Genomic DNA, 12,089 nt, shown 5'->3' on the forward strand with positions numbered 1-12,089 from the left:
GAGGCAAGCAGATGATTACATCATGACCACATCAAACTGCTCTTGATTATAGAGCGGCTCAATTTGCACTTTGACTTGTTTACCGACAAAGATTTCGACTTCCGCCAGCGCATGGGATTCTTCCCCTTTCAGCGTTTCCGCTACCGCAGGAGAAGCATAGACCAGGAAACGGTCTGAATCGTAGGCATGATGCACGCGTACGATCTCACGCATAATTTCATAGCACACCGTTTCCACGGTTTTCACCGTGCCGCGGCCATGACAGGTCGGGCACTCATTGCACAGCACGTGCTCCACGCTTTCGCGGGTGCGTTTGCGGGTCATCTCTACCAGGCCAAGCTGAGAGAAACCGTTGATACTGGTTTTTACCCGATCTTTGCTCAGCGCCTGCTCAAGCGAATGCAGCACCCGGCGGCGGTGATCCTCATTGTTCATATCTATGAAATCAATGATGATAATCCCACCGAGATTACGCAGCCGCAGCTGGCGGGCAATGGCCTGCGTCGCCTCAATGTTGGTGTTAAAGATAGTATCATCGAGATTGCGATGGCCAACGAATGCACCGGTATTGATATCAACGGTGGTCATCGCTTCGGTCTGATCGATAATCAGATAACCGCCGGATTTCAGCTCTACTTTACGTTCGAGCGCACGCTGAATCTCATTTTCGACATCAAAGAGATCGAAGATCGGCTGGCGACCACTATAGTGCTCCAGCTTGTTGGTCATCTCCGGAATATATTCAGCAGTAAACTCGAGCAGCGATTCGTAAGTCAAACGGGAGTCGACGCGAATACGATCGAGCTGTGCATCGGCAAAATCGCGCAGCACACGTTGAGCCAGAGCCAGTTCACCGTACATCTGGTAGCGCGTTTGCTGGCGCTTTTTACGCTCCATGACTTTCGTCCAGACGCGCTTGAGATAGGCAGCATCGGCCGCCATCTCTTGTTCGTGAACGCCTTCCGCCGCCGTACGGATGATAAATCCGCCCTGCTCATCGCAGTAATCGGCCACTACTTTTTTCAGCCGTTCACGTTCAGCTTCGCTTTCAATACGTTGCGAAACACCAACGTGCGAAGCGCCCGGCATAAAGACCAGATAGCGGGAAGGAATGGTGATGTCGGTTGTCAGGCGAGCGCCTTTCGTACCGAGGGGATCTTTCACCACCTGCACCATCAGATCCTGCCCCTGACGCACCAGTTCGGAGATGTCGCGGACGGTAAACTGCTTTTGTTCTTCGCCTGCCACACATTCGGTATGCGGCATAATATCGGAAGCGTGCAGAAATGCGGCCTTATCCAGACCAATATCTACAAAAGCCGCCTGCATTCCCGGCAGCACACGGCTGACACGGCCTTTGTAGATATTGCCTACTATCCCACGGCGCGCTTCACGCTCAATATGTATTTCTTGAAGAATACCGCCATCAATATACGCGACACGCGTTTCGGATGGCGTTACGTTAACTAATAATTCAGCTGTCATCTTTATCCCTTTTCTTCACGCAGTGAGTTAAAGTTACTGAGCAACTCATACGTTTCCACCAGCGGTAAGCCGACTACGGCGTGATAGCTGCCATTTATCTTCCTGACGAAACAGCCACCCAGCCCTTGAATACCGTATGCACCTGCTTTGTCTAAAGGTTCGCCACTGGCCACATAGTCGGCAATATCCTGCCCGGAAAGCAGGCGGAAGGTCACCTCTGTTATCACCAGGCAATCCAGCGTCTGCTGCTTATCGGCCAACGCCACGGCCGTCATGACCTGATGAGTTTTCCCGGATAGCATACGCAGCATTTCTGCAGCGTGTCCGGCATCACGCGGTTTTTCCAGGACTTCACCGTTAAGAATGACGATGGTATCCGCCCCCAAAACAGGCAGATCCCGCGGCGCTAACGCCACACCGGCCTGCGCTTTTTCCCGCGCCAGGCGCGAGACGTACTGCTGCGCACTCTCCTGCGCACGACGTTGTTCCTCAATACCAGGAACCAGTCGCTCAAAAGAGAGGCCAAGCTGGGTCAGCAGTTCCTGCCGACGCGGAGAACCTGAAGCCAGATACAGAGTCGTCATATCAACCTTATTGCACTGCAAATTGCTGGCGTACTTTACGCATCAGCAGGAAGATCCATGGCCAGAGCACACCGTTTACTACACTACTCCAGAACACTTCCGGACGGAAAGAGACGTTGATCACTAAAAACTCTGCCCAGAAAACAATGATATCCACGGCGAGGGATAACATCACCACCACCAGCGCCTGCTGCCAGAGCGCCAGATTGCGGAACAACTGATATTTCAGCGCCACCAGATAAGCCACGATACTTAATGATAGTGCGCGAACGCCAAGCGTAGAACCGCTGATGAGATCGAGGATCGCCCCCATCACAAAACCCGTGCCGACATTCACCCGATGGGGTAACGCGAGGATCCAGTACAGCAGGATAAGGAGTACCCAATTTGGCCGGTAGACGCTGATGTCCGCCGGCCAGGGCATAATCTGCAGCAATAGCGCAATGAGAAACGAGAGCCAGATAACCCAGCGTCCCTGGCTACGATAGCTTGCCACTATTGCCCCCCTGCAGGCAGAGGTTGCTGAGCCGGAGGCTGCGTTATGCCGGTTGCCGGAGCAGGCATTTGCGGCCCCATAGCATCCGGTGCAGGCAGAACCTGCGGCATCATCTGAGTCAGTCGTTCATTCGCGACGCGATGAACTTCTTCCGGCGTCATCGGGTTAGCGCCGTTGCGATCGGCTCCCCACAACAACAGCAGATAACGCAAACGCTGAAGGCCTGCGGTCGGGCGCGCCTGAATTACCGTATACGCGCGCTGCGTATCCAGCTTCACGGACGAGACCACACCAACTGGATATCCTTCAGGGAAACGACCACCGAGACCGGAAGTCACCAGGACGTCGCCCACACGAATGTCGGTATTGGCTGGCAGATGCTCCAGTTGAAGATCGTCCGTACAGCCATTACCCGCAGCAATCACGCGAATGTCGTTACGCAGTACCTGAATCGGTAGCGCATGCGTCGCGTCGCAAATCAGCAGTACGCGGCTGGTCATCTTCGCCACGGCGACGACCTGACCAACGACGCCTTTATCGCTGATAACCGGCTGACCTTCATAAACGCCGTTAACGCTGCCTTTATCGATAACAACCTGATCGCTGTATGGATCGTTAACCGTTGAGATGACCTGAGTCACCATTTTTTGCTCGTCCTGGCGCAACGGAGAACCCAGCAGCTCGCGCAGACGCGCGTTCTCCTGTTTGTACTGACCCAGCATCAGTAAGTCGCTGTTTTTCAGCAACAGTTCCTGGCGCAGCGCGCGGTTTTCCAGTTCGAGCTGGTCACGGGTTGCCAGCGTTTGCGATACGCTGTCGAGTAGTTCCCGAGGACCATTAGAGACAAAGTAGAAAGGGCTGACGGCAGTATCCATGTACGTTCGGATTTGACTGAACGTACCCAGGCGGCTGTCGGCGATTATCACGCCAAGCGCCACCAAAACCGCCAGAATAAGGCGAATCTGTAGCGACGGGCCACGGCTAAAAATTGGCTTCATAGGCTATGCGTATTCTCGTGTCAGTTAAGACCGGGGCAGCCGTATGCCAGCCGCCCGGATCTCAGGCTGACTACTCTTCGCTGAACAAGTCGCCGCCGTGCATATCGATCATTTCCAGTGCCTTACCGCCGCCACGAGCGACGCAGGTCAGTGGATCTTCTGCAACTACGACAGGAATTCCTGTCTCTTCCATTAACAGACGGTCGAGGTTGCGCAGCAAAGCGCCACCGCCGGTCAGAACCATACCGCGTTCGGAGATATCGGAAGCCAGCTCCGGTGGGCACTGTTCCAGCGCAACCATCACCGCGCTAACGATGCCGGTCAACGGCTCCTGTAACGCTTCGAGGATTTCGTTAGAATTCAGGGTAAAGCCGCGTGGCACGCCTTCTGCCAGGTTACGCCCGCGAACTTCAATCTCGCGCACTTCATCACCCGGGTAAGCAGAGCCGATTTCATGTTTAATACGTTCTGCGGTGGCTTCACCGATCAGGGAGCCATAGTTACGACGCACATAATTAATCACGGCTTCATCAAAACGGTCACCGCCGATACGCACGGAGGAGGAGTAAACTACGCCATTCAGGGAGATAACCGCCACTTCAGTGGTACCGCCGCCGATATCCACAACCATAGAACCGGTTGCTTCAGAAACCGGTAAGCCAGCACCGATCGCAGCCGCCATCGGCTCTTCAATCAAGAAGACTTCGCGGGCGCCTGCGCCCTGCGCGGATTCACGAATAGCACGACGTTCAACCTGGGTCGCGCCAACCGGCACGCAGACCAGTACGCGCGGGCTCGGACGCATAAAGCTATTGCTGTGCACCTGTTTAATAAAGTGTTGAAGCATTTTTTCGGTGACGAAAAAGTCGGCGATAACGCCGTCTTTCATCGGGCGAATAGCGGCGATATTGCCCGGTGTACGCCCAAGCATCTGCTTCGCTTCATGACCAACAGCGGCGACGCTTTTCGGCGATCCGGCACGATCCTGACGAATGGCCACGACGGAAGGCTCATTCAATACGATGCCTTGTCCTTTTACATAGATAAGGGTATTCGCGGTACCCAGGTCAATGGACAGGTCATTGGAAAACATGCCACGAAATTTTTTTAACATACTAAGGGATAATCCTGAAAGCTGGGGCGGAAAACAAAATCCGCTTACTTTACCAACCACGCGCAGCAGCGACAAGGCGAAAAAATCATCTGCTGCGGTGAAAATTAGTGCAGTTCGTTTCCTTTGTTACAAATTTGACTGGGTCCGTCTGATGCTGAAATCTTCAGCAGCGCTCCGCGCTTGAATCTGTAACCTGTCAAAGGTCATGAACTGGCATTTACATTGCGATAATCCGGCAGGTAGACAAGCACACCCCCTTCACTATAGCGCGCGTTATTCTACGTGAAATCACGCTAAACGGCAGATCAAACAGAGTATCTTTGCGAATATTTTTTCACATTTGTGTCAAGTGGCTGTGAGGCGGCAAAAAATTCCCCCTGACCACCGGTGACACCGCATTGAGACAGCACCTGCCACTCGCTACGGCTGAGCACGCCCGTCGCGAAAACCTGAACCGGCATTCCCTTACAGGCTTCAACCAAGCTCTGAACCAGCAGCTGATTCTCACTGCGTTTTTCTATATTGCGCGATAATCCCGAATGCAGCTTAATAACTTCGACGTCAAGCTGCTTGATCCAACTGGTTCCAACCAGCGTCAGACCCGCCTGAACAACGGCCACCCGAATACCTAAAGCATTAATTAGCCGCATAACCGGCTGCAGACGGGCGATATATTGACAAACATCTGCCTCTGCAAGTTCAAAAATAATACGTCGACGCTGCGATTTTTCGCATTGCATCAAAGTATCGCGCAGCCAACGCTGGAATCGCGGGCGAATTAACGACTCAACCGTAATCTGTAAAGCGAGGTTTTCTTCCGGCCAGAAACCTAAAAATGGCAATATTCGGGTAATCTGCAGGCGGTCATACTCTTCTGCCAGACCGAATTGCAACACCATCGGCATATATTCCGCCGCAATCACTTCTTCTTTACCGTCATAAAGACGACACATCAGTTCCCGGTGATGAACGCGACCATCGCGAGTTACGGCGGGTTTCTGGTAGAGTCGCGGTCCGCCTCGGCTAAGCATTTGCTCAATCAGCGTTCGCCAGCGGACGTTACCACGGCCTTTCTCCGGCAAAGAATCATCATAGACTGCCCAACTATTACTGCCTTGCAGTACCGCATTGCGTGTTGCCGCTTCCGCGTGTTCCATGACCTGAGCCGCCGTTTGCCCGCTGCGGAAAGCGCAGATACCAATATGCATCATATCGTCGCGATCGAGAATTCGCGTCGGCGGCAAGGCATCCATGGCTTTCAATAACAACCCAGCGATGCTGTCCGCCTCTTTTAACGTGCGATGTGGGAGCAAAACGGCAAAATCACTCCGGTGATAGCGCGCCAACAGCGCTCCCGGGTAGCGCATGATAAAAGTAGAAAGCATATTGATGAGCGTAAAGTAATGCTCTTCGGTCGCCCCACGCCCCCAGTTATCGCGCAGTAGATCGAAATCAGGCAAGCGGATCATCATCACGATGCCATATGACCCAACTTTTTCCTGGTCTTCGAGCAGCGTCGTCAGCTGATTATCAAAGAACAGACGGTTACTCAGCCCAGTTTTTGAGTCCTGCGCGACGTAAGAGCGAATCAGCGTATCCATACGGCTTCGCTGATCGCTGGCAAACTGGAGTTCTGATAGCAGCATATCCAGCGCGCTACTGATGTTAGCCGGCCATTCATGTACCGATCCACGAACCTGCGGCCCACGCTCACCATTAAGAATGCGTGCGGCTCGCAGCTCCAGTAACTCCTGTCCCGCCAGTTGACGGCGGATCCAGCGCACGGAGAAAAAGATGATCAACACCATAAAGCCAATGGCGATAGAGAGCGGCGCGGTGACATGTAGAGAACGGAAATAATTAGCCATCGGATCCAGATAAACCAGATGGATAACCATACCAGGGTGCTTAAGCGATGGCACCGTGATATTGCGGAACTGGTTACTGCTGCCTAACGGGCGATAATTATCGGTACGTGAATGGCGGTAGACCGATTTGCCATTGAGCTGAAAATCAATGTGCACTACTTCCACCGGCGTCATCAGCTCATCCATCTGCGGTTCGAGCTGGTCAAAAGACATAGAAACCAAGCGGTTATCCAGCATCGTCGCCACGGCCTGGACGCGGTTGGACATTTTGAGCTGAATACCATTATAAAAACTCAGCGAAGAACCAATAAGCGTGACAAAGATAGTCAGGCTAGTCAGTAGCGTGACAAACGCTGAGAATTTCGTCGTTAATCGCATCCCTGTGTTAACTCCGCATGTGAATGACTACCCGACAAACATTCGGGCTCCTGTACTGGCACTTAGGCTAAAGTAAGCACTAACTTGCTAAAGAGCGACGCATACTACCAAAGCTGGCGCATCTGGCAATTTATTGCGTTACATCGGTGTCATAATGCCGTTAGCGAGTATAGTCTGCAGAAAAAATTTTCCAATCATCCAACCTATGAGGATCGGCGCATGCAGGCTTTAATCTTAGAACAGCAGGATGGCAAAACAATCTCTTCGGTGCAAACCATTGACGCCAGCCAGTTGCCGCAGGGCGATGTGACAGTGGATATCCAATGGTCGAGCCTAAACTATAAAGATGCATTGGCCATCACCGGTAAAGGAAAAATCATCCGTAACTTTCCGATGATTCCTGGCATCGATTTCGCAGGCTCTGTGCACAGTAGCGAAGATCCGCGCTTCCACGCAGGCCAGCAAGTGCTGTTAACCGGATGGGGTGTCGGTGAAAACCACTGGGGCGGACTGGCAGAGCGAGCTCGCGTAAAAGGCGACTGGCTGGTGGCAATGCCTCAAGGTCTGGATGGCCGTAAAGCAATGGCCATTGGCACCGCAGGTTTCACCGCCATGCTGTGCGTGATGGCGCTGGAAGATGCCGGTATTCGTCCTGAAGATGGTGACATCGTGGTGACGGGTGCCAGCGGCGGCGTCGGCAGTACCGCGGTGGCTCTGCTGCATCACCTGGGATATCAGGTAGTGGCGGTGTCCGGTCGCGAAAGTACCCATGAATATCTGAAAAGCCTTGGTGCACTGCGCATCCTTAGCCGCGATGAGTTCGCCGAAACCCGCCCGTTGGAAAAACAGCTGTGGGCTGGTGCCATAGATACCGTCGGCGATAAAGTGCTGGCGAAAGTGCTGGCGCAAATGAACTACGGCGGATGCGTAGCAGCCTGTGGTCTGGCCGGGGGATTCGCCCTGCCGACAACCGTGATGCCGTTTATTCTGCGCAACGTCCGCCTGCAAGGCGTGGACTCCGTCATGACCCCGCCCGCTCGCCGTGCTCAGGCCTGGCAGCGACTGGTTCACGATCTGCCGGAGTCATTCTATGCGCAAAGCGCAACTGAAATTACCCTCGCCGAAGCCTCTGAGTTTGCCAATAAAATTATGGCTAACCAGATTCAGGGCCGCACGCTGGTGAAGATCGCCTAATCTGCAATTTTTCGTGACATATTCGCGATAAGTCTCCGCCTCCGTCATGCTTAGAAAAATGCATGACGGAGGATGCCATGAAACTGAAAAAACTGACGGAAGCCGACGTGACGGCAGAATCCGTTTTTATGCTGCAACGTCGCCAGGTCCTAAAAATGTTAGGCATCAGCGCGACCGCCCTTTCCCTCTCTCCCACCGCGCAAGCGGATCTGCTGGATTGGTTTAAAGGCAACGACCGCCCACCGGCGCCTGCAGGTAAAGCGCTGACTTTCGATAAACCAGCGCAGTGGCAAAACAATCTGACGCTGACGCCGGAAGATAAAGTATCCGGCTACAACAACTTCTATGAATTCGGGCTCGATAAAGCTGACCCTGCGGCCAATGCTGGCAGCCTGCGCACCGATCCGTGGACGCTGACGATCGGTGGCGAAGTGGCGAAACCGCTGACGCTCGATCATGATGACCTGACCAGGCGATTCCCGCTGGAGGAGCGTATTTACCGGATGCGCTGCGTCGAAGCCTGGTCGATGGTGGTTCCGTGGGTCGGATTCCCGTTACATAAACTACTCTCACTGGTCGAACCCACCAGCAACGCCCGCTACGTGGCATTTAAAACTCTTTACGCCCCTGAGCAAATGCCAGGCCAGAAAGATCGCTTTATCGGCGGCGGGCTGGCATACCCATACGTTGAGGGGCTGCGGCTTGATGAGGCGATGCATCCTCTGACTCTGCTCAGCGTTGGCGTATATGGCAAAGCGCTGCCGCCGCAGAACGGTGCGCCGGTTCGGTTAACCGTTCCTTGGAAATATGGCTTTAAAGGGATCAAGTCCATCGTCAGTATCGAATTGACTCGCGAGCGCCCACCCACGACCTGGAACCTGGCCGGTCCTGATGAATATGGCTTCTACGCCAACGTCAATCCGCACGTCGATCACCCCCGCTGGTCACAGGCTACCGAGAGATTTATCGGCGCGGGCGGCGTCCTCGATGTCAAACGCCAGCCGACGCTGTTATTCAACGGCTATGCTGATGAAGTGGCATCGCTCTATCGGGGCCTGAATTTGCGGGAGAATTACTAGTGCGCCTGAACGTAAAGCAGATAACCTGGCTGAAAGTGCTTCTCCATCTGGCTGGTTTTTTACCCTTGATATGGCTTTTCTGGGCAGGAAATCAGGGGTATTTCAGCGCCGATCCGGCAAAAGATATTCAACACTTTACCGGTAGGATGGCTCTTAAATTCCTGCTGGCGACCTTGCTTGTCTCTCCGCTGGCGCGCTACGCTAAGCAGCCTTTATTGATACGCACCCGACGCTTATTAGGTTTATGGTGTTTTGCCTGGGCCACGCTGCATTTGACCAGCTACACGCTGCTCGAACTCGGCATTAACAATCTGGCGCTATTGGGCACGGAAGTGCTCACCAGGCCTTACCTGACGTTGGGCTTAATGAGTTGGTTGATACTGCTGGCCCTTGCGGTGACGTCTACCCAGGCGATGCAGCGAAAACTGGGCCGTCGCTGGCAAACATTACATAACTTCGTCTATTTAGCTGCGATCCTCGCCCCCATCCACTATCTGTGGTCGGTGAAGATTTTATCCCCACAGCCAATGATTTATACGCTACTGGCGATCCTGCTTTTAGCGTGGCGTTACAAGAAGTTCCGCCAGTGGTGGCGCTAATCTCCGGATATGTGCAGTTTCCCGCAGTTCTTTTATCAGCCGCGACTCTTTACACGATAGCGGTTGATAATCTTCCCTGATAAGACCAGTATTTAGCTGCCAAATGCTACGAAATCGTTATAATGTGCGACTTTGGTTTTCCTGACGGGCTTTTATAGCCCTGAAAAGGTGACAATTGCGTATCGAAGGTATATTTTGTTTTTTACCCGAGAATGGCAGAAGATGGCCGCAAGATGGTTGATAAGTTCCGCATTTTGCTTCTAAGCAGTCGGGGCTTACCTGTCGGCTTCAAACGAAGCGCGGCGTCTTGATATCAGCAGTAATTCATATGCTTTACAGACGGCGCTAACACGCCTGTCACAATCACACTAAACAAAGAGTACGGAACCCACTCATGGATATTCGTAAGATTAAAAAACTGATCGAGCTGGTTGAAGAATCAGGCATCTCCGAACTGGAAATTTCTGAAGGCGAAGAGTCTGTACGCATCAGTCGTGCCGCGCCAAACGTAGGTTTCCCGGTGATGCAACAGGCTTACGCTGCACCGATGATGCAGCAGCCAGCTTTGTCTAACGCTGTCGCGCCTGCGGCAACTCCAGCAATGGAAGCCCCTGCAGCAGCGGAAATCAGTGGTCACATCGTACGTTCCCCAATGGTTGGTACTTTCTACCGCACCCCGAGCCCGGATGCGAAAGCGTTCATCGAAATCGGTCAGAAAGTTAATGCGGGCGATACCCTGTGCATCGTTGAAGCCATGAAAATGATGAACCAGATTGAAGCCGATAAATCCGGCGTGGTGAAAGCCATTCTGGTCGAAAGTGGTCAACCGGTAGAATTTGACGAGCCACTGGTCGTCATCGAATAACGAGGCGAACATGCTGGATAAAATTGTTATCGCCAACCGCGGCGAGATTGCATTGCGTATCCTGCGTGCCTGTAAAGAACTGGGCATCAAGACCGTTGCTGTGCACTCAACGGCGGATCGCGATTTAAAACACGTATTGTTGGCGGATGAGACGGTCTGTATCGGCCCGGCTCCGTCCGTAAAAAGCTATCTGAATATCCCGGCAATCATCAGCGCCGCTGAAATCACTGGCGCGGTGGCTATTCATCCGGGTTATGGTTTTCTCTCAGAAAACGCGAATTTCGCCGAACAGGTAGAACGTTCTGGGTTTATCTTTATCGGCCCGAAAGCTGACACCATCCGCCTGATGGGCGACAAAGTGTCTGCTATTACCGCGATGAAGAAAGCGGGCGTGCCGACCGTTCCCGGTTCCGACGGCCCTCTGGGCGACGATATGGATGCTAACCGTGCTCATGCGAAACGCATTGGCTACCCGGTGATTATCAAAGCATCCGGCGGCGGCGGCGGTCGCGGTATGCGCGTTGTTCGCGGTGATGCCGAACTGGCGCAATCCATCTCCATGACTAAAGCTGAAGCGAAAGCTGCTTTCAGCAACGACATGGTTTATATGGAGAAATACCTGGAGAATCCTCGTCATATTGAGATCCAGGTTCTGGCTGACGGCCAAGGTAACGCTATCTATCTGGCGGAACGCGACTGCTCTATGCAGCGTCGTCACCAGAAAGTGGTCGAAGAAGCGCCAGCACCGGGCATTACCCCGGAACTGCGTCGCTATATCGGCGAGCGCTGCTCCAAAGCATGCGTGGATATCGGCTATCGCGGGGCGGGTACTTTCGAGTTCCTGTTTGAAAACGGCGAGTTCTATTTCATCGAAATGAACACCCGCATTCAGGTTGAACACCCGGTAACTGAAATGATCACCGGCGTTGACCTGATCAAAGAGCAGTTGCGTATTGCAGCTGGTCAGCCGCTGTCCATCAAGCAGGATGAAGTCGTGGTTAAAGGCCATGCGGTGGAATGCCGTATCAACGCCGAAGACCCGAACACCTTCCTGCCGAGTCCGGGTAAAATTACTCGCTTCCACGCGCCGGGCGGTTTTGGCGTACGTTGGGAGTCTCATATCTACGCAGGTTACACCGTGCCTCCGTATTATGACTCAATGATCGGTAAGCTTATCTGCTACGGCGAAAACCGTGATGTGGCGATTGCACGTATGAAGAATGCGTTGCAGGAACTGATTATCGATGGCATCAAAACCAACGTTGATCTGCAGATTCGTATCATGAACGACGAGCATTTCCAGAATGGTGGCACCAATATCCACTATCTGGAGAAAAAACTCGGATTGCAGGAGAAGTAATACTGCCATCGTTGCAAGAGGCCGGATAATCCGGCCTTTTTCTTTTTCTCTCTTCTCATCTTTTCCATG

General features: G+C 53.1%; 11 protein-coding genes. 5 read left to right on the forward strand and 6 right to left on the reverse strand.

Annotated features, from left to right (window positions below; all coding sequences use genetic code 11):
• Window positions 1-15: 15 nt before the first annotated feature.
• The 6 genes from rng to csrD form a co-directional block, all read right to left on the reverse strand.
• The gene (gene rng / locus HV127_RS04105) at window positions 16-1,485 is read right to left on the reverse strand and encodes a ribonuclease G (RefSeq protein ID WP_110272814.1); all 1,470 of its coding nucleotides are present in this window, start codon (window positions 1,483-1,485) and stop codon (window positions 16-18) included.
• A 2-nt stretch (window positions 1,486-1,487) separates the two neighbouring features.
• A complete protein-coding gene (locus tag HV127_RS04110) occupies window positions 1,488-2,069 on the reverse strand; it encodes a nucleoside triphosphate pyrophosphatase (protein WP_110272813.1) in 582 nt (193 codons plus the stop codon).
• 7 nt (window positions 2,070-2,076) lie between these two features.
• Window positions 2,077-2,565, reverse strand: coding sequence for a rod shape-determining protein MreD (gene mreD / locus HV127_RS04115; RefSeq protein ID WP_004139709.1), 489 nt, complete (start codon window positions 2,563-2,565; stop codon window positions 2,077-2,079).
• Window positions 2,565-3,563: a rod shape-determining protein MreC gene (gene mreC / locus HV127_RS04120; protein ID WP_181484698.1), complete on the reverse strand. Its 999-nt coding sequence runs from the start codon at window positions 3,561-3,563 to the stop codon at window positions 2,565-2,567. The genes mreD and mreC overlap by 1 nt, the downstream gene beginning before the upstream one ends.
• Window positions 3,564-3,633: 70 nt before the next feature.
• The gene (gene mreB, locus HV127_RS04125; protein WP_002918653.1) at window positions 3,634-4,677 is read right to left on the reverse strand and encodes a rod shape-determining protein MreB; all 1,044 of its coding nucleotides are present in this window, start codon (window positions 4,675-4,677) and stop codon (window positions 3,634-3,636) included.
• A gap of 305 nt (window positions 4,678-4,982) precedes the next feature.
• Entirely contained in the window at window positions 4,983-6,923 is a 1,941-nt protein-coding gene (csrD, locus tag HV127_RS04130; RefSeq protein ID WP_182235088.1) for an RNase E specificity factor CsrD, read from the reverse strand.
• Between the two features lie 219 nt (window positions 6,924-7,142).
• Between csrD and HV127_RS04135 the strand changes: the two genes are divergently transcribed.
• The 5 genes from HV127_RS04135 (at window position 7,143) to accC (ending at window position 12,020) form a co-directional block, all read left to right on the forward strand.
• Complete coding sequence (locus HV127_RS04135) at window positions 7,143-8,117, forward strand: MDR family oxidoreductase (protein WP_182235089.1); 975 nt, start codon at window positions 7,143-7,145, stop codon at window positions 8,115-8,117.
• Window positions 8,118-8,194: 77 nt separating this feature from the next.
• Window positions 8,195-9,196 carry a protein-methionine-sulfoxide reductase catalytic subunit MsrP gene (gene msrP, locus HV127_RS04140; protein WP_182235090.1) on the forward strand — a complete coding sequence of 334 codons (1,002 nt, stop codon included), beginning with the start codon at window positions 8,195-8,197 and terminating at the stop codon, window positions 9,194-9,196.
• Window positions 9,196-9,795, forward strand: coding sequence for a protein-methionine-sulfoxide reductase heme-binding subunit MsrQ (msrQ, locus tag HV127_RS04145; protein WP_182235091.1), 600 nt, complete (start codon window positions 9,196-9,198; stop codon window positions 9,793-9,795). Before msrP ends, msrQ begins: the two co-directional genes overlap by 1 nt.
• 394 nt (window positions 9,796-10,189) lie before the next feature.
• On the forward strand, window positions 10,190-10,660 hold the full coding sequence (gene accB / locus HV127_RS04150) for an acetyl-CoA carboxylase biotin carboxyl carrier protein (RefSeq protein ID WP_110272807.1): 471 nt from the start codon (window positions 10,190-10,192) through the stop codon (window positions 10,658-10,660).
• 10 nt (window positions 10,661-10,670) lie between these two features.
• Window positions 10,671-12,020 carry an acetyl-CoA carboxylase biotin carboxylase subunit gene (accC, locus tag HV127_RS04155; protein WP_110272806.1) on the forward strand — a complete coding sequence of 450 codons (1,350 nt, stop codon included), beginning with the start codon at window positions 10,671-10,673 and terminating at the stop codon, window positions 12,018-12,020.
• Window positions 12,021-12,089: the final 69 nt, after the last annotated feature.

Origin of the sequence: Klebsiella sp. RHBSTW-00215 (assembly GCF_014103785.1) — a bacterium.
In the GTDB taxonomy this organism is placed as follows: Bacteria; Pseudomonadota; Gammaproteobacteria; order Enterobacterales; family Enterobacteriaceae; genus Klebsiella.